Below are 24,818 nucleotides of genomic sequence, written 5' to 3'. Positions count from 1 at the left end.
TCCAGATCGACAAAGCGATCAATTGAACGCAAAAGGTGGCCAGCTGGCACATGATCTTCAAGACGGAACTCGTAGAACAGTGCCTCCTGTATTTTCGTTCGATCACCCATCATTTGCAGGTTCCTCCTGCGAAGAGTGAATCAGTGCTTCACTCTCAAAGCAAGCGCGACTTTTTCAACACTATCGGGGGAGAACGGAATGTCGGCTTTATGTTTGAATATGATCAAAAGCCTCCTTTGAGAGCGAAAGAAAATATAGTGCTGTTGTTCGGGTAAGCCGTTCGTTATGATAATGAGATGAAGAATCAGAAGCAGATAAAGGTTGCGTCGGCAAAGCAGGCGTCTCTTTCCAGCCGGCAGAACTGGAAAAAAATATTCCCTTTATTGGGTATTATAGTGCTCCTGTTTTCTGGCTCTGCGGGGCTGAGAATATTTCTGACGTCGCAGCGGCATACACAGATTGGCGGGCCTTACACTCTGGTTAATAGCCACGGGCAGACTATTAGTCAGGCAGCTTTTGAGGGGCATTATACGCTTCTTTATTTTGGCTACACACACTGTGTGGACGTCTGCCCGTTGACACTTGCTACAGTTTCAGCCGCTCTTTATGAGCTTGGTAAGCAAGGACAAAGCATTATCCCCGTGTTCATTTCAGTTGACCCCGAACGTGATACCCCTGAAGTTGTACGGGAGTATGTTGAGCGTTTCTCTCCTCAGATTGTCGGTCTGACCGGATCGGAAATGCAGCTTCAGTCGGTTATGAAGGCATTTCATGTCTCAGCACGACGTCATGCCCCCAATGGTTCAGGTTATCTCGTTGATCATAGTTCGCTTCTTTATCTCATGAATGGGCAAAACCATCTGATTGGTATGATCCCCGTTGATACAAGTGCTCATCAGATTGCAAGTGAACTCAGGCGGCTCTTACCATCCACATGAGATCAGAGCGGATGTAATTTCGCAAATACTCGATTTGCGAGAATCAGAACAAGGAATGCTGCGCCCAGTTCTGGCAAAAGCAGCCCCAGAATCACCAGAGCCGCAACACCTAAAATGCCATATTTCTGAGAATGTGCGGCGGGTGGAGCACCCAGGGATCCCGTGGGTTTGCGTTTAAGCCACAATATTGTAGCTGCACTGCTCATCACCAGTAAACCAGTTACCACTACAAGATTGATAACCTGATTCACCCATCCAAAAAGCTGCCCCTCATGTGCTGCAACGCCATAGCCAATGATCCGGTCTATAAGGCCTTTCCGGGCGAAGGTTGCCCGTGTTATCGTATGACCATCTGATGTAACCGTAATGCTTTCTCGCAGAGGTCGGTTTTGTGTGTCGGAGCGTACAGTCCACACAGAACCAGACATCGTAATGATTACCGGAGCAGGCAGGGCGAGAGTGCGCGCAGTCTGTACAACAGTATCCAGACTGCTTAATAAGTTTTCTTCAGGAAAAGGTGTGGAGACGGCCGGCATATCCATACCGGCTGTGACAGGTTGCTTCTTCGATTGCCCGACCGGGTGCCCGGCAATGACCGTGGCGGCTGGAACCGCGCCAATTTCCCAGTCCATAACAGAGGTCAGACGACCAGCTGCGTTTTCGACTGATTGCAGGGCATGACCCCAGACAAAAGACCATGGCAGACCGGACACCAGAAACAGCACCAGAAACACTGACATCCACACACCAGTGACAGCATGCAGGTCCCGCCAGCGGATTCGTCCCTTTATTCCCAGGCGTAGATAGACAACACCAGCCAGTCCGTACTGATGGCGTGGCCACCAGAGCAGCAGGCCTGTTACGATGAGCACAATAGTCCATGAGGCAACCATTTCCATAATGACAGACCCCACATTGCCCAACAGCAACTGTCCATGCAGTCGGAAAACCAGCCGCTCAAATCTGTCTTCTTCCATAACAATTTTCAGAACGGTGTGTGTGTTCCTGTTCACGTAGACACGCACCGCCTCTCCATCTGGCTTGCTGACAAGAACACGTGCAGCACTATGCGATGTCTGAGGAAGTTCATAAGCCAGGAAAGCCCCCTGCGGCACTGCTGACAAGGCTGCCTGAACGTCGCGTGTGGGAGAGGGCGACAGAGCTGTGGGCAGATGGTCATATTGCCAGTCAATCCAGGCATCAATCTGTGGTTTGAAGAGATAAACAGCTCCGGTCAGAGAGAGAAATGCTACAAAAGGCAGACAGAAAAGTCCCGCAAGGAAATGCCAGCGCCAGACCGTGCGACGGTCTGGCCAGAGAGTGGCAATATATTTTGTCATGGTAACATCCCTCAGAACCTGATGCGTACGCCGCCAAAATAGGCCCGGGGTGAGCCTGCATAGATGGAGCCTGTGCTGTTCATGAGTGTGGCAGCACCTGCCTGTCGTCCATCTGACTGCAGTTTGTCACTGATGTTAGTGGCACCCGCGATATAGGTCTGGTTGGCAACGTTCTGCACCTCGAAATACCAGTGCAAACGATGCGCCCAGCCGAACCGGGCGGGAGGATCATAATGCACTTCAAGATTAAGCAGGGCATACCCCGGCGCTTTCAGGCGACTGGCGTTATCCAGCCAGTAAGAACTCCGCCACGTGACTTCCGCATATCCGCCTAGTCCCTCCAGTGGACCATCAGGCTGGTCATAGAGAAAACGGGCATTGAGGAAATTGGGAATAACCCCCGGAATATAATGCCCTTTACGACTGAAGCTACGAGAAAGCGTGCTATTGGAAAGAACCTCAGTATAGCGGGTATAAATCTGATTATCGTAGGTATAACTCAGTTTTACCCGGCCACCCGGAAGTATTTTCGGCAATGGTTTCCATTCTGCACCTAAAACAACTCCCCGATGTTCGGAGGCTGGTGCGTTGAAAGTGTAGAAACCAACGGTATTAACGCCGGCAGACTGACTGACCAGCTCGTTTTTATAAAATTCGTAAAAACCTGTTGCCTGAATACTGATCGTCGAGGACGGATGCCAGTCAGCACCCAGATCAATGCCGACACTTGTCTGGCTTTTCAGCTGTGTGTTGTTTCCGTATTCCCCCTGTGGGGTAATAAAAAGATTGGAAGAAGATGGGGTTCCATAGGCTGTGCCAACACGGGTATGGAGCGTCCAGTCTTTTGAAGGTGTGTAAATCAGCGCCCCTTCTGGTGCGAGATTGAAGTAGAAACGATTGGCTGTGATGACATGCTGTGTATTGAGTGTTGCGGAGTAGCCATACAGTGTTTCGGTCGCGCCAATATCGGAGTATGTACCACCAAGCCCGGCGATGATGTGCCAGTCAGGTGCAAAATGCCAGTCCTCCTGAAAGCGCGCGCCAAGATTCCACTGGTGCCCATAGCTTTCTGAACTCATGGCTCCTCGTGTTGCACCACCGAGAGGCATGATGTTGTAGGTCTGCGAACCAAAATCGAGATAGTCAAAACTGACACCGGCAAACGTCTCTAATGCTCTGCCCGCAAGTTGCGTATGACTGGTAATGTCGCTGCTTACATTATAGGAATTATAGGGACCGACATACGCCGAGGGTGACGTCGGCTGGTCGATATGGCGCTGATCGTATGTAAACTGGTTTCGCCAGGTTGTGTGGCTATTAAAATCATGCTCCCAGCGTAGTCCAGCTACGGTACGTCGATCAAAGCGCCCCAGTCCTGCGGCTTCAGGACTCATGGCAACCTTCGCCCCATAGCGGCCATTAACCAGCAGATTGACAGATGCACAACCGGCTGCCGCGCTGGATGCATTGGCACATCCCTGTTGATAGGGATTGGTGCGATACTGGTTGAGTGACAATCTTGCTGGCAGAAAAGCATCGGTCACATTGTTGATAAATTTCAGAATAAGACGATCTGAGGATGTCAGATTGGCACGAAGCCGCACATTTTCTGTCGAAGTATTATAGCGGCTGTTTGCAATGAAGCCATTTCCACGTACATCACTGCCGAAGATCATCAGATCATAGTGTCTGTTGCCAAAGCCCAGGGTTGCATAGTTGTTGAACATCCCGAAGCTGCCGAAATCGGAGCCTAGTTCCAGCCCATGGATATCCGCTCCTTTCCGGGTGCGGAAGTTAATGGCACCATTGATGGCGTAATTGCCGTAGAGAGTGGAGGCTGGCCCCTCGAAAACATCCACCCCCTGATATGCATGGGGATCAATCAGATCAGCCCGGGCAGTCCCGTCGGACTGGGTCATGGGGAAACCGTCTTCCAGAATCTGAAGATTTTTCAGGCCATAGGACTGGCGGTCTCCCGACCCTCGGACCGATACTACGGTATCACGGGGGCCGTTTCCCTGAGTAAAACTAACGCCGGGAATAGTCACCACCATATCCGCAACACTCTGGCCGGTCTGGTTCGCGAAATCATGTCTGTCCGAGCTATAAATAGTCTGACCTGCCGGACGTATAAGGGCTGAAGAACGGCTTAATCCCTTTACAAGAATCTGTTCGGTATTGTCCCGAGTGTTTTTTGTTTTGGGTAACGGAAGAGCATGGTGATTCAACGGAGGGTAAGTGGCGTGTGCAGAGGCGGCTGAAAAAATGGCAGCAGCCGTCAGTGTCCCGTAAAACGGGATTGAAAAATAAGCGGTACGAAACATGTAGAGGAACCTGAAAAGACAGCACAAAATGCCCACCTGCATAGCAGGTGAGCGGCTCTTTCAATTCAGATCAGACAGGAGGCCCCTGAGGGCAGAGAGAAGTCCGTTTCGGTGTTGGTGGCCCCCGGATGGAGGTGAACATCCAGGACTGACGAATAGCAGCAATATGTAATTCCACAAAAAGGCAGAAAACGACGCTTATAATAAGCAGGTCCAGTGCCTCGGATAGTAAAAAGCCGTTGTCATCGGGAGCCGTTGAGCGATGGTGCTGTCCATCTGAATCAGACGGTGTGCTCTGATCGTCGCAAAGAATGCTCAGTTTCGTAAAAGTTTTGAGCGGATCGTCGATCAATGCCGCTGGGGAGACAATTCCACCAAATGTCAGACGCGTCATCAGTGCAAGCAATACGAGAGGCCAGAAGGCCAGAAGATAAGTTGAACTGTGAACGCGCGAAGTCATGGCCTACCGTTACATCAAGTTCTTTCCGTTAGCCAGTCCATATCACTTGTCCCAGCCATGCCTTTCGACGAACACATCAATCAGCGGTTCTTCGATCCCTCCACCTCATCGATCCTCCCCTTGGATCACTATTTTATGTGTTGCCGTAGCTTGTGGCCTATGTTACGGCCAAAGATAACTACTATTCGATCGTAGGTTTAAGAGTAGAAAAAATGAGTGGGACACAGCCTTTTATGACCGTTAATTTATTTGAAAATATTAAATCTACAGGTCGTGCTGTTGGCGTAGGTAATGATTCTTCGTCTTGTCTGAAGCTTTCTGATGATGCTGTGGCGAAAATTCGTCTGATTGAAGAATCCGTAGTTACAGCCGAAGATCGTCTTGGTTTTTTTCGTGTTGGTTGAAGACTGAGTCCAAGATTAAAAAGATTTTAAGTAGACGATTTTATGCGGGCGAAAATGGAATTTATTCTCCCTTTGGATGAGGGCGAGTGGAGCAGTTTATCCAAGAAGTTCAATAGCGGAGTTGATAATCATTTACTTTCGTCCTTGATAGGAAAATTTCGTTCTGCGGGTTGCGTAAGCATCTTAGAAGAGTCTCCATATATAGATCGGGATTTTTCTGAAGCGTTCTTCCACTTTTACAGCGGTCTTTTTAGGCCACTAACAAAATATTGTCGAAGACTCCATTTTTTTTCAGATGATTTGAGTGACATTTTAAAATGCACCACTCCTGGTGATATGGTTCTCAAGTTAGAAAAATATAAAAATAATTATCTTGGTGATATTGTCGTTAGACCTTTACCTCATGCCCCAGTTAGTTCCGCTCGACTCTCTGTTTCTCAGGGAATACAGTCAGACACTCAGAAGATTTGTGTTAAATCTTCACATAAATCTCATTTGTTAGGCGTCGAGTTTGAGACTTCTTCTTTCCCTCTGACACAACAAGACACTCGTACAGGTGCATGTGCTCAGGCAGCTATTTGGATGGCTGGAAGACATTTTTATAGTCGTCATTCCGCGCCGTGGTTTTCATTACCCCAAATTACAGCGGCTGCGCTCAATCCTACTGACAGTGGTATAACTCGCTCTCTTCCGGCAGGATCAGAGTATCTTACTGCTGATAATATGGTACGTGCCTTACGCGCAATGGGACGTCATCCAGTTACTTACGTTCCTGATGCAATCGTTGACGGACAACGCACGTGGTCAAACCTCAAGCCAGAGGAAGTTATTGCAAGGTATGTTGATTCAGGGATCCCTGTAATATTGGGTCTTTGTCAAAAAGATACTTCTATAGGGCATGCCGTTGTAGCTATAGGGGTAGAACGAGGGCTATCGGAAGACTGCAAAACAAGTTCTCTGGAGCCTACGACGGCGGATTTTTATACACACTTTCTAGTTAATGATGATCAACGGGGAGTATACTGTCGCCTTCCAATTTTAGAAGAAAATTCTACAGAAGAATATCCTTTTGTTCTTAATAGAGATATTAAATTTATTTTGGTCCCTTTGCCTGGTAAAGTTTTTTTGACAGCAGAAGCAGCCGAAGTTGTTGCGCGAGATACTATCAATAGTCTCTCGAAGAACCGTTTTGACCTATCTCAACAATCGTTACAAACAGGCGAAAAGTGGGATGAAAATCCTGACTTCTATAAAGAAGTAGATAATGAAAAAATAGTTTCTCGTACATATTTAACTTATGGATGGAAATATAAATCAAGAATGTTGAGAAATGCAAGTTCAGATAATTTGAAAAGAATATTATTAAGGACTCAATTTCCTAAATACGTTTGGGTCACAGAATTTTCTGAATACGCAACCTCCAAAAACCTAGATCCTTGCTTACGAAGAATTCAGTCGCATGTGGTAATAGACGCGACAGGCAGTCGATTTTGGGAAAGTCGTCTCATAGCCCATACTCCGGGGTTATTGTACAGTTGGCAATACAATAGTGATGGTACAACTGAAGGTTGTGTAGATGCATATATTTCGTCTAAATCCTATTGGCCAAAAATTGGCGGTGCGAAAGATTACTCTGCGTGCGAAATTGATCATTAAATGACTTCTTTTTTGAGAGTGTTTCTGAAGATTTTTTTGGACCTGAAAAATACTTGAGAGCCTGACTCAAAAAGCGGTCTGAGTGATTTTTCGCAGTATTCTGCGGATATGGGCGACAATGAGCCAAGAGGTGGACCCGTCTGATCGGACAGTTTTTGGGTTTGAATAAGCTATACCCGGTTGTTGTTATGCCGCCATTCTGACGGCTTTGCTGTTGGCCCTCTGGTCCGGGGTTAACCCCGGACCAGAGGGCGTGGGCACGTCATGATACGCCTCATCGGGCGTACGTCCAGCCAGTGCTGCGTGCGGACGCTGCCCGTTATAGTGGGTGATCCATTTCGTGAGCCCCACTCGAAGTTCTGATCCGGTCTCAAAGGCGTGCAGGTAGACGCATTCGTATTTCAGCGACCGCCACAGACGCTCGATGAACACGTTATCCAGCCAGCGCCCACGTCCATCCATGCTGATGCGGATCTGACGCTCTTCCAGGAGCCCGGTAAAACGGGGCGTCGTGAATTGTGAGCCCTGGTCAGTATTGAAAATTTCCGGGGTGCCGTAGCGCATCAGCGCATCCCGGAGCGCCTCGATACAGAACTCCGCATCCATCGTGTTCGACAGACGCCAGGACAGGACCTTGCGCGTGAACCAGTCCATGATCGCCACGAGATAGAGAAATCCCCGTTTCATGGGGATATACGTGATGTCGGAACACCAGACCTGGTTGGGCCGGTCGATGACCAGATCCCGCAGCAGATACGGATATTTCCGATGCTCTGGATGGGGCATACTCGTGCGTGGCTTCTGGTAGATCGCCCGCAGCCCCATAATCGCCATGAGCCGCCGGACCCGCTTGCGACTGACTTCATGTCCCAGACGGCGCAGATGCCATGTCATCTGCCGCGAGCCATAATACGGCGTTTCCAGGAACTGGGCGTCGATCAGCCGCATCAACGCCAGATTGGCCTCGTTCTGTGGCACAGGCCGATAGTACACGCCCGATCGGTTGAGTTGTAGCAGCGTGCATTGCCGGATGATCGGCAGACGTGCTCGCTTCGGGTCAATCATCTGCCGCCTCTGATCACGCCCAACCGAGCAGAGGCATCGCGTAAAAAATCCCGTTCCACGAGAAGCTCGCCTATCTTCGCGTGTAGTTTCTCCACATCAGCAGGGCTGACCGGGGGCTCAGACACCGCCTTCCCCGAAAAGGTTGCCGCCATGCCCTCGACTGCCTGGCGCTTCCACTGGGCAATCATCGTCTGATGCACACCATGTTTCGACGCCAGTTCCGCCAGCGTCAGCTCCCCACGGATCGCCTCCAGGGCAACCCGTGATTTGAACTCCGCCCCATACCTCTTGCGCGTAACCTTACCCATAAAACCCGTCCTCTTTCAGGTCGGATTATAGCTTAGACACCTGTCCGAAAAATGGGGTCCACCTCTCCATGCCTGTGAGGCTTGGAGTGTTGCCTCGACATCTCGATTGAGGCGGCGGCATCTTCCGAGCCATGCAAATGTCCGTTCCACGATCCATCGCTTTGGCAGCAGGACAAAACCCTGAGCACGGTCTGAGCGCTTTACAATGTCCAGCCCCCACTCTCTCATTCGTGCCAGAACTTTTCGCAGTTTCTCCCCTGCTGATCCTTCGTCTGCGATGAGACGACGAAGCCAGGGAAAGAGCGGCCTGATTTTTTCTGCGACCAGAGGGGCTCTGTCGCGATCCTGAAGATATGCCGTTTTCTGCCCTTGATCTTCTTGCCTGCGTCATAACCTCTGGGGCCGACATTTTCCGCAGTTTTTATGGACTGGCTGTCAAGAATACCGACAGAAGGCGTGGTCTCACGGCCCTCCTGCTCGCGTGAAAGCATCACAAGAACATGATTGATGGCTTTCCAGCGCCTCTCCCGCAGCCATGTGTAGAAATACCCCTGAACGGTCGTATAGGGTGGGAAGTCATGTGGCAGGGCACACCACTGGCATCCCGTCGAGACGATGTACAGCACCGCCTCAACAATCCGCCGGATTTCCGTTCTTCTGGGACTGCTATACCGTTTTTTGGGCGGCATCAGCGCGACCAGAAGCGCTTATTCCCGATCGCGTAGATCGCTTGCATAGGCCAGATCATCGCGACGATATTGACGACGGGTGATTTCAGTCCAAGCCACAATTCATTCCTTCTCTTCGCAAAGACGGAGGAATCACAAACCACTGAAATCACTCAATTCATTTTCGGTCAGGCTCTTACAAACGTCCTCGCGCCGCCAAGTTACCCAAACGAATGCTCATAGCATGCTGGCTTACTTTATAACGTGCAGCAAGAACTTTAACCGACGCCGGGTCTTCCACGTCAAGCTCCGAAAGCAACGGATCAGATCTTAGGAACTGCCATGGCATCAAAATTGATGCGGCAAAAAAATTTGCCTCAATTTCCTCAATATCCGTGCCTAACGTTGACGTATGTGAACGGAAGTCCACCTTGAAATTCTGATCGTAATGTACTTCCTTGCCGTCATGGAGAAGGGCATGACCCAATTCATGAGCCATCGTAAACCTTCGACGTTGCGGGCCGTCAGATTTATTAATTCCAATCACAATATTACCATGATCGCGCACCACCAATCCAGATATGTCCTTAAGGTCAAGAACATTTACTGTAATTCCACAAGAATTTATCAACTTTTCTACTGGAACTGGAGCAGATACAACTTCAGCCTTTTGCAACAAACCCGCTACCAAAGCTTCTATACGTCCGAAACGAGGCCGACTTGGCGTCACGACTTTTCAGAACCTATTTTACCTGAGATCTTTTTCAGCTTCTGCACAGCATTCCTAACATTTTCTGGCATTTCTATCTGCTCCTCGGATTCAATATTCGGCGACGGGAGAACCAAACACGGATCAAGATCTAACACTGAACACAGTGTCAAAAATTGGTGCAACAGCACTGATTGTCTACCCGCTTCGATATTGGCCACTGACCCACGCGCAAGCCCAATTTTTTGCGCCAGTTCCAACTGCGTCAATCCTAGGTCATCACGTCTTTCCCGAATTTTTTGCCCGAGTTCTTTATACACCCATTCCGAGTTCATAGCGCTCCTCATTTTGCAATTCATGTGCATGATTGGAGCCGCAATGTCAATTTCACAAACATCACAAGTTCCACAATAATGACATTAATACAAACATTGATTGCATGATTGACGGTGCGTTGCGCGATATGCTTCCTTGGCTTCAAGGAAACGAATCGATTACGGTTCACTTAACTCGAGGGAAAAGCCTGATGGCTGATGTAAGAGTACTGTGTGTTTCTAAGCAGCCCCGTACGGATACTCACACAGGGATCACTCACTTGGGGGGGCAAGGATGGAAATGGACGACAAGCCAAGTCGTTCAATCAATAGAGAGCAAAACCAACAGTTTTTATACCTATGTGGATCAAACAAGAGCAAACATTGGCGTAGTCAACGGCCCAAACGGAAAATATGTACGGACTTATGCTGACGGAAAATGGACTGATAATTTGTTATCGCTCCCCGAATGCCCATAAAATCCGATCAGGAAAGAGAAGTAATATGGCCAAGACAGTACGGAAGCCCAGTAATTCCAAAGCTAGCAGAGCAGGACGCGATGCTCACAGCAACAATCCCAAAGTGCGAAAAGAAGCTATGGAAGTACTTTCGATAATTCCTCGCAAAAAGAAGCCGAAATAAGGAATTTTACCTATGCTAAATATACAGGGGCTCAATGAGTTTCAGCAGAAATTACGCAACATCTCTCAGCGTGCTCGGGAATTGGATGGCACTCAAACGTTACCGGTGACAGATTTGCTCACGTCTGATTTTATCAGATCATATAGCCGATTTAATTCGGCAAATGAGATGTTTGATGCCAGCGGATTTAAAATCGAGTCCAAAGAAGACTTCGAAGCTATCCCGGACGAGGCATGGGATACATTTATAAAAAGCAATACATCCTTCCCAAGCTGGAGGGAAATGTTGGAGCGCGCAGGAGCAGAATGGGCCGCACGAAAAATCGGCCTTTAAATCCTCCTTTCTGAGTTTATGTTCATGAACTAAGGGCTTCACCCTCGCGCCGACAAGGGTTTGCGTCAGCAGGCTGACGCCGCCCGGAGAGGTGGAGGGATCGAAGAACCGTTAGTTGATGTGCTTGGCTGGTGATTTCAGGCTTTTGCCGCTTTGATTGACGGTTTTCGGGACAGCTTTTGATCTGCGCCTTGAGCAGATCGAGTGCTGTTCCCCGCTGAATTGCTATGCCTTCGTGCTGATCCGCTGCAGGAAGAGGAAGCGGCGCATGTTGTAGACGATATTGGCCAGTCCGATCCTCATGGTGGCCTGGGTGATACCGACAGTTCGGATGAACAGCCCGGTCTGAGACTTCTGGTCAGAAAAGATATGCTCGACACGTGACCGGATCACGGACTTTCCCTGCATTGGACCGCTGAATATGGCGGGGCATGGGCTTGAGATGCGGCTTCTTCCTGTGAGCCTTCGAGACAAAGCCCTGTTGTTCCATGAAGTCTTCATTGGCTTTTGAGCGATACGCTGTATCAGCCCAGACGCTTGAGGCCGTATTGGTTTTATCCAGCAGTCCCTCTCTCAATCGCGCGCCATCATTGGCGGCGGCATGCGTTGTTTTCCATTTCCGGATGAACCGGTATTTCCGATCGATGGAAACATGCGATTTATAGCCAAAGAACGGGATGGCGAGATCGCTGGATGGCATGGTTCCATCGTCCTGCCGCTTTGCCTTCGTAAACTTCAGCGTCCATCGTGCATGCCTGTCCTTGTGCGACAGTTTGGATGGCTTGTCCTGCCAGTCTTCAGGAATCCGCCCTGCTCGCAGATCCGCTTTCTCTGCGTTTGTATTGCGCTGTTTCGGAGCCGCTACGAGCGTGGCATCCAGGATCTGGCCTGACATCGGTAGATAACCAGCGTTCCGCAAGGTCGCGTCAAAGCGGTTGAACAGACCCTCGATCGCTCCCGCCTGGGTCAGGCGCTCACGGAATACGCCAGGGCCTTTTCCAGATCAGGACGGAACGCTTCAAAATCCACAGTCCGGAAAAATGCTTCGAGCTGATCACCAAGCTCACTCAACCGGGCAAGCCGCTCTTCAACATCAAAGAAACCCGGCTGCTTCATCTTCCATCATCCCCAATCAATGCAGGAGTAATGGAATCACAGAGGAAACCTCAAAACCAGAGGGTTTTTCGAACCCTCCAGATGGCTCAAATCAATCTATGCCTATTCGAAAATTGGATCAGAGTTGTTGCAATTGGGTGTCGGCAAAGTTACGGGCATCGGTCCAATTTTGAATGATGTTACTGATACGCTCTTTCATTTTTTGTATAATTTTTGGCGCAGGTTCCGGGAAAATATCCTCGAGTCTTGCAAGTTCCTCAGTGGCGGAAGCCATTGCTTCCTGAGCGCTCTGCATGGCGTCTTTTAGGGCGTCAATCTGTTCTTGTCGGTTATTCATACAACTCTCCGGATAGGTTGAAGGCCGATGTCGTTGGAGGTGCTGGTCTCGTAAAAAAAGAACTCAATAAGATTGAAAAAATACGACTTACGGTCATTATTCACGCCATCGGTTTTTATTCCATACTTCATGGTTCTATTAGTGGATCTGTTTTGGATCCTATCATACGATAAAAAAATCCCTTTCAGGGGGTCAATGGGGGAGGTTACTCCCCCTTGCCAGCTGCTCGATGCGCCCCTTTGGGTAGCCATTGAGCACTGCTGGCTCCCTTTTAAATCGTCACGTTTGCAAAGGCTGTTTCGGGGTAGCTTATGGCCTCAATGGTTTGTTGCAGATTGGCTGTTGAAATGCCTGTCAGATAGGTGGTTGTCCCTTGACTCTTATGGGTTGCTTCATGACCCAGCAGGTGGTCAATCCAGACCTCCCGGATATTGGCATCGGCATTTCTGAGTTGGGTCGAGACTGTGTGCCGGAAGGAATGAAACGTGATTTCAGCGGGCAGACCGATACGGGTTTTGAGCAATGAGAAAGCCCTGCCAAGAGCTGCGCCCCGGACACCCTGTTTTGAGGTTTCCAGACCGGGAAGAAGGTAGGGGCCTTTTGTGGTCTCTTTCAACGCCAGAACTCCCGCCTCAATCAGTTTTGAATGGACTGGCACCATGCGGGTGCCTGCTTCTGTTTTCGGTGCCCAGCCGGTTTCGGTATGGGGGCGGATAAGGAAGCAGGGGGTGCCGTCAACGCTCTGGAGGTCTTCTTTCCTCAGGGTGCAGATTTCACCCAATCGCATTCCGCTATAAGCTGCAATAAGGGTGACCAGTCGGAAAGTTTGTTCCGGCACAGAAGTGCCATGCCATGACGCAGAGGCCAGCAAAGCCAGTTCTTTGGTCGTCCAGCTTCTTCTGACGGTCTTTTGCCCATTCTCGAAAGTCCAGCCTGTCCATGGGTTGCGCGTGACCAGTTCGCGCTGGAGGAGCTGGTTCCACAGGGCAGAGAGCCTCATCATGTGGTTTTTAACGCTCTTGCCACTCAAAGTTGGTAAACCTTCCTCTCTGGTCCTCTGTGCTTCTTTTTCAAGGGTAAGGCTACTTTTGCGTTTGCCCAATGATGCAGGCAGTGAAAACAGCAGATCACGGAAGGCTCCTGCCTTTTCGCCCCCGATGATAGGCACGGGCGCATCTCCAAAGGCTTGTAGGAAGAGGTCTACAGCCCGCTGGGTCGCCTTTTTCGTGTCTGCGCTGGCATGGGGATTATCCAGCACAAAGCGTTTCAGGGCACCGGAGAGCATCAAGAGGGCAGCTTTGGGTGCTTTGGCCGGTTCGTTCTGTCGCTGAGGTTTTGACATCGGTGCTGACACTGGCACAAACCCTGTTTCCGACACAGAAAACGACTGACTGACACTCTGCAGGTCCCGCAGTGCAACCCGCAGTCCCTCAAGCCTGTTTAAAGCGTCTGGTTCAGCCAGCACAGAATGGGCCTGCATGAACAGTTCTGTGGTTCTGGCATGAAGGAGAGACGCGCGTTTACGGGCTTCGTTTTGATAACCAGTTTTTAGAGAAACCCAGATTTCGCGCCGGTTTAAGGCTGTTCGCAGGGCAGGGGGCACGATACGGCGAAAGTGATAGGTGGTGCCTCGGATACGGAGCATAGAAACTTCCCTCGGTGGGGAAGGATGATGGAGCAAAGATCGTCTTTGCCCCTCACTCAGCCGAAAAATCGTGCTGTTTCAGGTGTCTGTGGTGCGAACTGCGGGACTTGAACCCGCACGCCCTTACGGACTGGAGATTTTAAGTCTCCTGCGTCTACCATTCCGCCAAGCTCACACATAGAGTTAAGAGCGAATCATTAACCGCTCTTAAGAGGTAGCATTAATCTGTGGTCAGGGTTTTAGCACGTTTGGCCCGCACAGCAAGAGAAAAATTACCCTGCAGCCATCAGAGCTGCACCATAGTGCTTTAGCCAGGCTTCAGCTTCTTTCCTGTGGGGGGTTAGTGTGTCCGTCAGGTGCCAGAATGCAGAGCTGTGATTCATGTGTTTCAGGTGTGAAAGCTCATGGGCCATCAGATAATGGCGTACTATGGCAGGGGCCAGCACCAGGCGCCATGAGAGCATGATACGTCCCTGGCTGTTACAGCTTCCCCAGCGGCTTTTTGTATCGCGAATATCCAGGCAACTGGGCTGCATGTTCTGGCTGTGGCTGAGCGCCTGAAGCTCAAGAGTCAGAGCTTTACGGGCATAATTTTTAAGAAAATCAGTAATACGTCTGCCAGTAAATTCAGGCCGGCCGGTAACAACCAGAGTGGTGTCAGTAAGCCATGCCCCCCCCTGTGCCTCAGGGTCGTGAACGATAGTATAGGGCATATCACATAAGGTAATAACCTGCCCTGGTGTTAATAAGCCCGGAAAATAACTTAGTTTTTCAAAGTGCTCAAGTATCCAGTCTTTTTGTTGTTTAAGAAATAAAAGAGCTTTTGTTCTGGGGTAAGAGGGGGGGTGAGTGACAAGCAGAGCACGCTGCCTTGGGTCGATACGGGCTGAAAGACGCCGTGTGCGTTGTGAGCTGCGCCATATTACAGGCACCTCTGTCTGATCGAAAACAACAGTATTGTCATCAGTGTGCAGCACAGCTTTATATTCTTTCTTTATGATTACTTTTAAGTCAGCATATATTGTCTGACCATAAATAAATAATATGAGTATATAATAGTTAACAGGACTTCAGACGTCGAATAAGTACAGGCGGCATTTTTACTGGTTGTGATGGCCATTCAACCAGATAGTCTTCAAGATCACGGGCACGACGTTCACTGATGCAGCGCCCGGCAGCAGACGCACCAGATTCTATAACGGTATCCCGGTTACCACTGCGCAACGGATGCCACTCGGGCAGAGATCTGCCCTCAGAGAGACGGCGGTAAGCGCAGTCAGGAGGTAACCAGTCGAGGGTAGGTATCATCTCTGGTGTCAGAGTGATGCAGTCTGGTACCTTGCGGTGTCTCTTAGTATAATCTGTGCAGGCACAGGTTTTTACATCAAGAAGACGGCAGGCAACTGACGTATAATATACACTATTTGTCTCTTCGTCACGTAATTTATGCAGGCAGCATCGCCCGCAGCCATCACAAAGAGATTCCCATTCATCAGAGTTCATCTCTGCCAGGGTTTTGCTTTCCCAGAAAGGGGGAGGAGAATCAGTCATGTCAGAGTATCTGCAGAAATAGATGTTTCATGATGAAGATATTTTTAAAAGAGCCATTGCACCAAGAAAACCAAGCAATGTTGCTGTAATAAGGCTTAGCAGTAAAGGCGGGCTGAGCAGGGGCAGCCACAGAAGTCTGAGCCGCCCGGATTTAGTTAATCCCAGTTCCTGTGCCGTTGTGTGCCATGAAGAGGGCACGCTTTTCAGGCGCAAAAGAGGCGCCAGGCAGATAAGAGGCCCCGTCAGGATACCCTGTAGCGCAGACAGAGCCAGTAGCCTGATGTGTAAATAAGGCAGGGCAAAAGGCAGCAGAAGAGAGGCCAGTGTCGAGGGGACCACGACCAGAAGCAGCAGAATGAAGAGTTTTTGCCCCTGCTCGGTGATCAGCGCCAGATAAACCACCGCTGTTGCCAGCACCATGCCGGTCAGAGCCGTGCTGAGCCCGTGTATCAGTAAAAACAGAGAAGCTGGCATTTTATCTTAGTTATCCCAGAGTTTCTGTCCGTTTACCCAGCGCTCAAAGCGTATGCTGATGTCCGCCAGATGCTCCGTCCAGAAGGTGTCATTGACATGCACCGGCGCTGGCGTGTGTAAATCGGGGAGCGAGCCGGCATCGGCTGTCCATGCAGCGGTAAATGCACTTTGCTGCTCAGGCAGTTCCAGCCAGGAAACAAGGTTGAGTGCCGTAGTGTCAGATTTAAGCGTAGCTGGTATGCCCCAGGCATAGGTGACAGACAGGCGCTGAGGCCAGAAAATACCAAAATGCTGACGTTCCTGCTGTGGCAGGCTGAGCATGCTTGCCACCGGGACGATGCCCATCAGAGCGCCATTGGTTTTCATAATATCTGTTGCTTCGGCCGGGGTGTTCCACCAGACGATATAAGGGCGGATCTGGTCGAGCTTGCGAAAAGCACGCTCCAGCCCTGCGCGGCTGCTCAGAACAGCATAGAGCCCGCCTGGGGGCACGCCATCGGCCAGCAGCGCGATCTCAAGCGTTGTACGCGGGTCGCGGCGCAGGCTGCGTTGCCCGGGGTGACGGGCAACATCCCAGAAATCAGTCCAGTCAGGCGCAGAGTCAAAATAAGACATCTCCCACGCCATAGCAAAATCAATGCTGGTTATGGGTTCGCCACAGCTGTTGCTCGAGTTATCAGCCGGGTCACGCACCAGAAGGTTAAGAGAACAGCCGAGGCGCAGTGAGCTGGTTTCCATCATCACAGCCGACCAGCGATCAGGTGTTTTGTTTTCCTGTCCTGCCAGTTCCTCCAGGCTGCCATTCCATGCCGATGCCACAATATTCAGGTTTTCTTTTTTTGCATAAGGCTCAAAAAGAGCTTTTTCCTGAGCTGCTTTGATGGCGCCGTCAAAGGTCAGAACGCGCAGAACAGGCCGGGTCACTTTGCGAGTCTGCGTATGAGCTGGTGCAGTGCGGGCCTGAGCATCTGTTGTGCCGGGCAGCATAGCCCAGGCTGTCAGAAAGATTGCGCTTCTGCGGGGTAATGCCAGCAGGGCGGTGCCATTCTGGCAGAGTGCCATAGCTGTGCGAAGGCAGAAATGAAGGGGGGGGCAAGGCAAAAGAAAGGTGACCTGATATAAAAAGGGTTGTAGCCTGAAGGTGGTAGTTTAGCTGCTGAGAGGCCTCTGGTCCATCGGGAAGGCAGTGGCAGAGGAAGTTTGCCATGCGAGAAAGGCCTCGCGGCCAGCCTGTAGCTCCCGCGGCTGATGCACCGGAGGGCGGCAGACTGTTATTTCTGTTCCGTCACGAAGGCGAAAGCGCATATGAATAGCGTTGCCTGTGTGGCGTGCCGACACCAGGGTGCTGACCAGCAGGTCAGGCTCCTCGGCCGGGGCACCGGCTGTACGCGGAAATATAACCGATAGTCGTTCTGGCAGAATGCAGATGGTTGCCAGGTCATCTGCGGCAAGGTCAGGTGCGCTCATGGCTTCAACGGTTTCTCCCGATGGCAGGCGCAGTATCGCATAATCATCTTCAATGCTCAGCACTTTCCCTGTGAGTGTATTGGCGTCGCCCAGTGCTGTGAGGACGTTCTCATGCGCCGGGCGCGACAGCAATGTTTCAGCCGTGCCGGTCTGTAGCAAGGTGCCATCTTTAATAATTCCAATAGTATCAGCTGCCATAACGGCTTCAGTACGGCTTTGCGTCAATAGCAGAATACTCAGTCCGATGGCACGCTGAAGTTTTTCAAGGAGGCTGAGCAGCCGCATAGCTGTGGCCTGATCCATGTGCATAAAAGGGTTGTTAAGCACAATGGTCCCGGGGTTCAGAACGAGCAGCCGTGCGAGGCAGACCCTGAAAGTCAGCTCAGCCATCAGAGCTGAGGGCGACTGGTCCTGCACCGCGTCGAGGCCAAGCAGGGCGATTGCCTGCGTTGTCCGGTGCTGTATTTCTGACGGGCTGAGAGAGAGGTCGGCTTTAAGGGGAAGGGCTATATTTTCCCTCACTTTCAGGTGAGGGAACAGGGGAGTAGTGTGGCTGAGTGTGCCAAGGCGCCGCTTGCCCGGGGGCGCCTGTGTTACGTCCTCAGCGCTGACAGTCAGTGTGCCCCCCAGTGAGGGAATATGCCCTGCAAGCGTTTGTGTTAACGTGTCGAAATAGCTGGTTTCCTGACCGATGCCCAAAAGCGCCATGCATGTACCCTGCGGCACGCTCAGCGTCAGACTCGCTGCTTTGTGTTGAGTTTGGAAGCCTGAGAGTGCTATCGAGAAAGCACCATGCGTGTTGCGCATGAGACGGTATCCTGGTTGGTATGTTTCAAAGAGAGGGTGTCGTCGTCTTATAAAAACAGAACGGGATTAAGTGAAATGTCTGCTGAAAAAATTAAAGAAGTAAAAGCTGCGGTTCAGGAAAATGCTGAGAATGCTGCAGATTCAGCCCGTGATGAATTTGACGCTGTGCGTTTGCATCTTGAGCGTCTTGTCAGTCACCACCTTATCCCTGCGCTGAGCAATGCAGGTGTGAAAGCGGAAGTTTTGAAAGATCAGGCGGTTGCCAAGGCCTCTGAAGTAGCCAATCATGTCCAGACCGATTTTTCTGTGCCGGCGCGCGGACGTTCGCCTTTGCTGACAATTGCCATCTCAGGCGTTGTGGGCTTTATTCTCGGGCGACTGTCGCGCTAAGGGACTATCGTGATCTGAACGAAGGATAGTGTTGGGGTCCATGCGTATTTTTGAATTTGGCAGATCAGCTCTGCAGGCTCAGGCTGATCTTATGCAGCATATGGCCATTCGTCTTGGCCGTCAGGCTGCCTTTCTCGTGCTTGCAGCATTGTTTGGTTTTTTTGCCCTCATCTCAGGGCATGGGCTCCTGTGGGCGTTTTTTCTTTGTGTGTTTCACTGGGGGCCGTTCGCATCGGCCGGAGCTGTTTTCGGGTGCGATTTGCTTGTCGCTCTGTTCTTCCTGTTACTTGGTCGGCGCTCTTACCTGACAACGGCTGAGGTCAATGCGCGCATTGCGCGTAACCGGGCAGTAACACAAATGCGCGATTCTGCGACGATGGCAGCCGTGGCTGCAACAGTTGCAGGCTCACTGGGCCGTCATGGCACACGCAAAGTGTGGGACGTCGTAAGGCGTAAATAGCACTTAATTTATCTTTATTTCCGCAGCATCGTCTTTGCCCATAGGTTCTATGCTAATTTTGCAATGGCGGTGCTGCTTTTTTTCTGAAATTTATAGTCCGGTTACCTGACAGTGCATGCATCAGTGTGCCTTCATTTGTCAGGGGAGGGCTTTTAGCGTGCAATTTTCTTTTGCTTGTCAGTACAGTGTAAGGCTTACTTGTTTTTCTTGCCGGTATAGAATTTATACTGGTGGAAAAAGGTGCTGACGGGCATATGAGATTCCTTCTGATAAAAGTTTACTCTTTCCTGACTGCTTTTCCCTGTTTCAGGCAGGTCATGCATGTGGATGTCAGGGCTGCCGCAGAGGCGATGCTGCGGACGATGTGTGTCATGAGTGAGGCAGATGGGGCATGCTGACAGAATTTAATTTATTTGGTGTTTTTATAGCGCCGCTGGCTGTTTATGCGCTTGCTGCCCTGCCACTGACGATGGTTGTGCGTTCTGCCCTGTGGTGGACCGGCCTTCAGAACTGGTTCTGGCATGTCGCTTTATTCGAAGTCTCTCTTTACGTTTGTATTCTGTGTTTACTGGTTCTTTACGTCTGACCTCTTTTTTAGGGTGCTGAGCTCCTGCAATGCCACTTTTGCGCACGTTGATTCGCGTTATCCTGACCCTGGCTGTTCTCGCAATGGCCATCGTGCTTGGTGTAACACTCTGGAAAGTTTACATGATTGCGCCCTGGACGCGAGATGGACGGGTGCGGGTCTATGTTGTTGATATCGCCCCTGAGATTCCCGGCACGGTTGTACAGGTGCCGGTGGTTGATAACCAGTTCGTGCATAAGGGTGACCCGCTGATCGTGCTTGACCCGGTGCGGTTTCGTCTTGCTATCCGTGAGGCGCAGGCCAGACTTGATGGCGCCCTTGAAGACTTAAAGCTGAAACGTAACGATGCGCGCCGGCGTATGGGCCTGGGTGGCATTGTTTCGCAGGAAGAGCAGGAAGTTTTTAACTCTAACGTTGCGACACAGATTGCGGCAGTTGATGCGGCCCGTGCTGCTCTCGACCTTGCCCGGCTGAATTTGCAGCGCTCTGTGATTTACTCTCCGGTTAATGGTTATGTAACCAACCTTAACCTGCGTGTGGGTGATTACGTGGCAGCCGGTCAGCCTCGTATGGCCGTTATTGATGCGGATTCTTACTGGGTTTATGGCTATTTTGAAGAAACAAAGATGTGGGGCGTTCATGTTGGTGACCAGGCCCGCGTTAAGCTGATGGGTTATAAACCTATTCTGCAGGGGCATGTTGTCAGTATCGCCCGTGGTATTAACGATACAAATGGTGTGGCTGATAAGCTGGGCCTGCAGGATGTTAACCCGATATTTACCTGGGTGCGTCTGGCACAGCGTATTCCTGTGCGTATTCATATTGATCATGTTCCTGACAGCGTGATGCTGGCTGCGGGTATGACGGCAACAGTCAGTGTCGGGCCTGAACCCAGGGGGCCACGCGGCAGGCTGACCACCTGGTTGCAGGACCACCTCTGAGCACAGCGGGAAACAGGGCGATGAAGATGCGTAGTTTCTCCTGTGTGCTGATGGCCACGACCCTGCTGTTTTCAGCATGTACTGTCGGGCCAAACTACCAGCGTGATGGTATGAAAGTGCCCGCCGCTTTTAAAGAGGTGGCGGAGGAGCACCCGGCGACCCCGGCTGAGATAGAGCGCACGAATAAAGAGATGACAGAGTGGTGGTCGTTGTTTAACGACCCCGTTCTGACGGATCTTGTAAAGCAGGCTATAGCCGGTAACTACGATCTGCAGATTGCGGGAACGCATATTATGGCAGAGCGCGCAGTGCGTGACCGCTCAGCCTCACAATGGTACCCACAGGTTGATGCGAATATGGGTGCAGGTGATGTGCGGTATTCTATCAACATTGATAACTGGCCAATTCGTCCGGGCAACCCGTCTAACCGTCCGGGTGCGTCCATCATGACCTACGGCGCATCAGCCTCGTGGGAGCTTGATGTTTTTGGTCGTATTCGCCGGGATGTTGAGGCCCATGAACGTGAGGTTGAGGCCACAATCGAAGGGCGCCGTGCCCTGCTTATGGCATTGCTGTCAGAGCTGGCCTCAGACTATATGCTGCTGCGTGTTACTCAGCTGCAGATAGGAATTGCGACCAAAAATATTCGTGTCGCCCAGGATGCATTGTCACTTGCCGAGAAGCTCTATCTCGAAGGTGTCGGTAATACGCTGCAGACAGCACAGGCACAGGCTGAGCTTGATGCGCAGATAGCCGCACGTGAACCGCTGAAAACCCGTGTCTCGCAGGTAACGCATGCGATTGCTGTGCTTTTGGGTAAAATGCCCGGTGAGCTTGAGGACCAGCTGAAAGTGCCCCGTGCGCTGCCGGTTGTTCCTGCGTTTCCTGCAACGATGCCCTCCATTGTTATGGCTAATCGTCCTGATATTCGTATGGCTGAGCGGAAATATGCTGTTGCGACAGCCCAGATCGGTGTTGCCGTGGCCAGTCTTTACCCGCATTTTGTCATACCACTGACATTTAACCCTAATGCATCAGCAATGTATCAGCTGTTCCAGGTGAATAGCATGAGCTGGAGCTTTCTGCTTATGGCCAGTATGCCGCTTATGCACGGTGGTAAACTGACGGCCGAGGTCAGAGCGGCTCAGGCTAATGCAGAGGCCGCCCGACTGACTTATCGCCAGTCAGTGCTCAATGCTTTTAAAGAGGTTGAGGATGCGATGGCTGCCTGGCATGATGATATTGAATATGCTGAGCAGCTGCATAAAGCTGCTGAAGACAGCTCCCTTGCCAGTGAGCGGGCACGTAAACTTTATGGTGCCGGGCTTGTTGGTTTTCTTGAGGTGCTGACTACGGAGCGGACCACCCTTAAGGCGCAGAACATGGAGGCACTTGCTAAACTTGAGCGCCTGCGTGATGCCGTTAACCTGTACACTGCACTTGGCGCAGGCTGGAAGGGTGTGGCATTGACGAACTCATCACTTCCTGTTTCTGTTGATAATCAGAACATATTAGCAAGGGCCTTCAGTCAATAATACTGAAGGATGGGTTCGTATGAGAGAGTACACCATTCGCCTGTACTGGATAGCCGCCTGCCTTGTAGGCGGTTTTACGATTTTATGTGTCAGCGGCTGGTTCCTGGTGATTGATGGCTCAGCCTATGATTCTACCCTGGTGACAGCACTACGCTGGCTGCCTGTGCTTACAGGGGCTTTTCTGGTGTTCTTTGGGTTTTATCTTATAAGAAAACCAATACCTGAAAGCCCTGAAGAGTTTTTTTATGACCCGGACCCCGGAGACCAGTAAGCTGTTTGCCTGCTGGCTCCGGGTATGCTTCGGGCTGAAAAATTAATGTGTTTTTGCAGCTGTGCTTTTAGGTGTCGGGCGTACGGCAGTCGCTTCAATTTCGACCAGCTGACCAGGGTTTGCCAGCTGCTGCACGCCAAGAATTGACTGTACAGGCAGATTGGGCTGCTTTGCTGTGCCAAAAAATTGTGAGTAGGCAGTCATAACACTGTCAAAATCGTGCTGCTGAGTGGTCGGGCTGGCAACAACATAAATCTGCAGGCGTACAACATCGCCAAGAGACAGATGCAGCTTTTGCAGCATAGCTTCAAGCTGTTTGATTGCACCGGTTGTCTGAGTTTGTGTGTCACCATAGGCAGCGATGCTGCGGGGCGGGGCGGTTTTATCCTGTACCGGTGCGCCGGTGCTGCTCAGATATACAAGGCTTGAACCACCAGGGACTTCAACAGCTGTCGCAACCGGCTGGTCAGAAATAGCCGGATAGCGCACAGTCGCATCTGAAGAGGGCGCGGCATGTGCTGACAGGCCTGAGCAGGCCAGAAGAGTAAAGGAAAAAACGAGGGGCTTCAGCAGCCGCATGACAGATAATCTCCGGTCATAAAAAGGATGATATAAGAGGTATGACCGGAGTTATAAAGATTTTGGCCGGATTGTCAGCAGGTCTCTGGTTATTTCAGGCTGGTTTATTGTGCAAGCAGGCGGTGTCGCAGTGTGTTTTGCAGCCCGCGCCAGTTTGTATTTGCTGTTGTGATAACGGTATCGAACGTCGCTATTGGACCTGCACTGGTCAGGATCGCATCGAGCCAGAGCATGGCATCCTGCTCCCGGTCTGAAAGATTTTTCTGGCAGGCCATAGCATCAAGTGCTTGCCTGCACCGCTCTATATCTGAGTTGTTCCAGTTATAGATAACCCATTGTGTGGTCAGAGCAGGATATAATAAAAGCAAAGGAATCGTTTGCTGCGTTACACCGGCTTTCTGGCTCAGTGGTGTCAGAACGTCCCTAACCGTTCTGAGGCTGGATGAGATAATATCTTTCTCAAGCATGGCTCGCCAGAGCAAGGGGGCCTGAGCATGACCAACCAGATTGAGCGGGATATAGGCTGTCCAGGCTTTAGCCGGGATTCCGTTTTTTTTGAAAACCAGAGCGTGGTAATCTCTGATGGTATTCCATTTTAGAAAACATAGCTCTCCCGTCGCATGGTACTGGGTTTTTCGGACACCGAAATCAGCAATCATAAGCTCTTCGCTTATTTTTAACCACAACCTGTCATTAATGATGACTCCTGTTTGACGGGCAATGCACTCGGCAAAACGGCGGGCCACACGCCCTGAAAAAAAGATTGTTCAACAACACCAAGAGCAAGTTTGCCATAAGGATCCCCTGCTTTGAGCAGGCATCAGTAATATTCGTTTCTGTTTTTACAGTCTTGATATGATTTAAGGGAATTAAAAATTTTTTCTTTTTGTGCGTTCATATTTATCTCATGTATATATTGAAATTATTTTTTACAGTTTCTTCTATTTTACGCCACTCTGCGACATAAAAGCGACTATAGCTGACCTTAAACCATAAATTTTTATAAAAAAAGTATCGGAACAATAAGAAAATTCTGTTTTATTATTGAGGGCTTCGCATGATATTATTCGAGATGGATATGGTGCTTTATCAATGTAAATTTGTGTATGATTATTTGCCATAGATAATTCTAATTGATTAGCTACTTGCATAATATCTGAGGGGATGACTTGACCAGGGATAAGTTGGGGGGACATTAGATTAAACCGAGTGTCAGGTATAGCAAGATCATCCTGCAGAAAGTTTTTCATAACCTGCTCTGTACTAAAATCTGGATTTTTCGTGTTTACTAAAATCATGACGGCATTTTTTGCCAGGTCAGCAACATGACCAGAGAAGTCAGGCCAGTGCACTTCGAGAAGGATACTGTCATCCACGCCGCCTTCTTGCGGCATAATGCCATCCATAAACAGAGCAGCAGGAATAGACATATGCCTGTCTGGTTCTTTAAAGTCTGTATTTCTGAGTATAAAATGAACAATATTATCAGGGTTATGCC

27 protein-coding genes, 1 tRNA gene and 2 pseudogenes are annotated in these 24,818 nt (G+C 50.4%); 11 read left to right on the top strand and 19 right to left on the bottom strand.

Features of this window, described 5'->3' with window-relative positions:
* Nucleotides 1-395: 395 nt before the first annotated feature.
* Entirely contained in the window at nt 396-938 is a 543-nt protein-coding gene (locus HK11_RS11230; protein ID WP_233133453.1) for an SCO family protein, read from the top strand.
* Between the two features lie 2 nt (nt 939-940).
* Here the strand turns inward: HK11_RS11230 and HK11_RS11225 are convergent, their stop codons facing one another.
* The 3 genes from HK11_RS11225 to HK11_RS11215 all read right to left on the bottom strand — a co-directional run bounded on the left by HK11_RS11225 (nt 941) and on the right by HK11_RS11215 (nt 5,062).
* Nucleotides 941-2,278, bottom strand: a complete 1,338-nt coding sequence (locus HK11_RS11225; RefSeq protein WP_086555425.1) for a PepSY domain-containing protein — start codon at nt 2,276-2,278, stop codon at nt 941-943.
* Nucleotides 2,279-2,289: 11 nt separating this feature from the next.
* Complete coding sequence (locus tag HK11_RS11220) at nt 2,290-4,602, bottom strand: TonB-dependent receptor domain-containing protein (protein WP_233133452.1); 2,313 nt, start codon at nt 4,600-4,602, stop codon at nt 2,290-2,292.
* Nucleotides 4,603-4,672: 70 nt separating this feature from the next.
* On the bottom strand, nt 4,673-5,062 hold the full coding sequence (locus tag HK11_RS11215) for a hypothetical protein (protein ID WP_086555424.1): 390 nt from the start codon (nt 5,060-5,062) through the stop codon (nt 4,673-4,675).
* 212 nt (nt 5,063-5,274) lie between these two features.
* Between HK11_RS11215 and HK11_RS11210 the strand changes: the two genes are divergently transcribed.
* A complete protein-coding gene (locus HK11_RS11210; RefSeq protein WP_086555423.1) occupies nt 5,275-5,466 on the top strand; it encodes a hypothetical protein in 192 nt (63 codons plus the stop codon).
* A 54-nt stretch (nt 5,467-5,520) separates the two neighbouring features.
* Nucleotides 5,521-7,122, top strand: coding sequence for a hypothetical protein (locus HK11_RS12235; protein ID WP_143216400.1), 1,602 nt, complete (start codon nt 5,521-5,523; stop codon nt 7,120-7,122).
* Between the two features lie 186 nt (nt 7,123-7,308).
* On the opposite strand, the gene HK11_RS11200 is transcribed toward HK11_RS12235, so the two are convergent.
* The 4 genes and pseudogenes from HK11_RS11200 to HK11_RS11180 form a co-directional block, all read right to left on the bottom strand.
* Nucleotides 7,309-8,495 (bottom strand): IS3 family transposase gene (locus HK11_RS11200; protein ID WP_143216399.1). Its coding sequence is split into 2 segments (ribosomal slippage): nt 7,309-8,237 and nt 8,237-8,495, totalling 1,188 coding nucleotides; the frame shifts between segments, so codons are not numbered across the junction.
* Between the two features lie 15 nt (nt 8,496-8,510).
* Nucleotides 8,511-9,283: pseudogene (locus HK11_RS11190) on the bottom strand (IS5 family transposase).
* A 76-nt stretch (nt 9,284-9,359) separates the two neighbouring features.
* Entirely contained in the window at nt 9,360-9,893 is a 534-nt protein-coding gene (locus HK11_RS11185) for an ImmA/IrrE family metallo-endopeptidase (RefSeq protein WP_086555420.1), read from the bottom strand.
* Nucleotides 9,890-10,207 (bottom strand): helix-turn-helix domain-containing protein, encoded by a 318-nt coding sequence (locus HK11_RS11180; RefSeq protein WP_158092824.1) that lies wholly within the window; start codon nt 10,205-10,207, stop codon nt 9,890-9,892. The genes HK11_RS11185 and HK11_RS11180 overlap by 4 nt, the downstream gene beginning before the upstream one ends.
* A gap of 104 nt (nt 10,208-10,311) precedes the next feature.
* Here HK11_RS11180 and HK11_RS12745 point away from each other — a divergent pair, with 104 nt between their 5' ends.
* Nucleotides 10,312-10,665, top strand: a complete 354-nt coding sequence (locus HK11_RS12745) for a DUF3892 domain-containing protein (RefSeq protein ID WP_198943258.1) — start codon at nt 10,312-10,314, stop codon at nt 10,663-10,665.
* 175 nt (nt 10,666-10,840) lie between these two features.
* Nucleotides 10,841-11,161: a hypothetical protein gene (locus HK11_RS11170; protein WP_086555418.1), complete on the top strand. Its 321-nt coding sequence runs from the start codon at nt 10,841-10,843 to the stop codon at nt 11,159-11,161.
* Nucleotides 11,162-11,386: 225 nt separating this feature from the next.
* Here the strand turns inward: HK11_RS11170 and HK11_RS11165 are convergent.
* The 9 genes and pseudogenes from HK11_RS11165 to HK11_RS11120 form a co-directional block, all read right to left on the bottom strand.
* Nucleotides 11,387-12,277, bottom strand: a pseudogene (locus HK11_RS11165) (transposase).
* A 118-nt stretch (nt 12,278-12,395) separates the two neighbouring features.
* On the bottom strand, nt 12,396-12,614 hold the full coding sequence (locus HK11_RS11160) for a hypothetical protein (RefSeq protein ID WP_086555417.1): 219 nt from the start codon (nt 12,612-12,614) through the stop codon (nt 12,396-12,398).
* A gap of 271 nt (nt 12,615-12,885) precedes the next feature.
* On the bottom strand, nt 12,886-14,259 hold the full coding sequence (locus HK11_RS11150; RefSeq protein WP_086555415.1) for a site-specific integrase: 1,374 nt from the start codon (nt 14,257-14,259) through the stop codon (nt 12,886-12,888).
* Nucleotides 14,260-14,348: 89 nt separating this feature from the next.
* Nucleotides 14,349-14,434 (bottom strand) — tRNA-Leu (locus HK11_RS11145).
* 97 nt (nt 14,435-14,531) lie between these two features.
* Complete coding sequence (locus HK11_RS11140; RefSeq protein WP_233133451.1) at nt 14,532-15,236, bottom strand: M48 family metallopeptidase; 705 nt, start codon at nt 15,234-15,236, stop codon at nt 14,532-14,534.
* An 82-nt stretch (nt 15,237-15,318) separates the two neighbouring features.
* Nucleotides 15,319-15,810 carry a YcgN family cysteine cluster protein gene (locus HK11_RS11135; protein WP_086555414.1) on the bottom strand — a complete coding sequence of 164 codons (492 nt, stop codon included), beginning with the start codon at nt 15,808-15,810 and terminating at the stop codon, nt 15,319-15,321.
* 27 nt (nt 15,811-15,837) lie between these two features.
* Nucleotides 15,838-16,284 carry a hypothetical protein gene (locus HK11_RS11130; RefSeq protein WP_086555413.1) on the bottom strand — a complete coding sequence of 149 codons (447 nt, stop codon included), beginning with the start codon at nt 16,282-16,284 and terminating at the stop codon, nt 15,838-15,840.
* Nucleotides 16,285-16,290: 6 nt separating this feature from the next.
* Nucleotides 16,291-17,385 carry an extracellular solute-binding protein gene (locus HK11_RS11125; RefSeq protein ID WP_143216398.1) on the bottom strand — a complete coding sequence of 365 codons (1,095 nt, stop codon included), beginning with the start codon at nt 17,383-17,385 and terminating at the stop codon, nt 16,291-16,293.
* Nucleotides 17,386-17,433: 48 nt separating this feature from the next.
* Nucleotides 17,434-18,558 carry an ABC transporter ATP-binding protein gene (locus tag HK11_RS11120; RefSeq protein ID WP_086555412.1) on the bottom strand — a complete coding sequence of 375 codons (1,125 nt, stop codon included), beginning with the start codon at nt 18,556-18,558 and terminating at the stop codon, nt 17,434-17,436.
* Nucleotides 18,559-18,633: 75 nt separating this feature from the next.
* Here HK11_RS11120 and HK11_RS11115 point away from each other — a divergent pair, with 75 nt between their 5' ends.
* The 6 genes from HK11_RS11115 to HK11_RS11090 all read left to right on the top strand — a co-directional run bounded on the left by HK11_RS11115 (nt 18,634) and on the right by HK11_RS11090 (nt 22,741).
* A complete protein-coding gene (locus HK11_RS11115) occupies nt 18,634-18,948 on the top strand; it encodes a hypothetical protein (RefSeq protein WP_086555411.1) in 315 nt (104 codons plus the stop codon).
* 40 nt (nt 18,949-18,988) lie between these two features.
* Nucleotides 18,989-19,408: a hypothetical protein gene (locus tag HK11_RS11110; protein ID WP_086555410.1), complete on the top strand. Its 420-nt coding sequence runs from the start codon at nt 18,989-18,991 to the stop codon at nt 19,406-19,408.
* A 391-nt stretch (nt 19,409-19,799) separates the two neighbouring features.
* Nucleotides 19,800-19,994, top strand: a complete 195-nt coding sequence (locus tag HK11_RS11105; RefSeq protein WP_086555409.1) for a DUF1656 domain-containing protein — start codon at nt 19,800-19,802, stop codon at nt 19,992-19,994.
* A 29-nt stretch (nt 19,995-20,023) separates the two neighbouring features.
* The gene (locus HK11_RS11100) at nt 20,024-20,935 is read left to right on the top strand and encodes an HlyD family secretion protein (protein ID WP_086555408.1); all 912 of its coding nucleotides are present in this window, start codon (nt 20,024-20,026) and stop codon (nt 20,933-20,935) included.
* Between the two features lie 20 nt (nt 20,936-20,955).
* Nucleotides 20,956-22,470: an efflux transporter outer membrane subunit gene (locus tag HK11_RS11095; protein ID WP_086555407.1), complete on the top strand. Its 1,515-nt coding sequence runs from the start codon at nt 20,956-20,958 to the stop codon at nt 22,468-22,470.
* Nucleotides 22,471-22,489: 19 nt separating this feature from the next.
* Complete coding sequence (locus tag HK11_RS11090) at nt 22,490-22,741, top strand: hypothetical protein (protein ID WP_086555406.1); 252 nt, start codon at nt 22,490-22,492, stop codon at nt 22,739-22,741.
* Between the two features lie 42 nt (nt 22,742-22,783).
* Here the strand turns inward: HK11_RS11090 and HK11_RS11085 are convergent, their stop codons facing one another.
* The 3 genes from HK11_RS11085 to HK11_RS11075 form a co-directional block, all read right to left on the bottom strand.
* Complete coding sequence (locus tag HK11_RS11085) at nt 22,784-23,320, bottom strand: Rid family hydrolase (protein ID WP_086555405.1); 537 nt, start codon at nt 23,318-23,320, stop codon at nt 22,784-22,786.
* Nucleotides 23,321-23,424: 104 nt separating this feature from the next.
* The gene (locus tag HK11_RS11080) at nt 23,425-24,066 is read right to left on the bottom strand and encodes a hypothetical protein (RefSeq protein WP_086555404.1); all 642 of its coding nucleotides are present in this window, start codon (nt 24,064-24,066) and stop codon (nt 23,425-23,427) included.
* 195 nt (nt 24,067-24,261) lie between these two features.
* Nucleotides 24,262-24,818 (bottom strand): hypothetical protein (locus tag HK11_RS11075; protein ID WP_233133450.1); only part of this gene is annotated, 557 nt, incomplete at its 5' end.

The sequence above is a fragment of the Acetobacter sp. DmW_043 genome (genome assembly GCF_002153485.1).
GTDB lineage: Bacteria > Pseudomonadota > Alphaproteobacteria > Acetobacterales > Acetobacteraceae > Acetobacter > Acetobacter thailandicus.
Note: the sequence above shows the minus strand (reverse complement) of the source record. Positions and strands in the feature narration are given on the sequence as shown.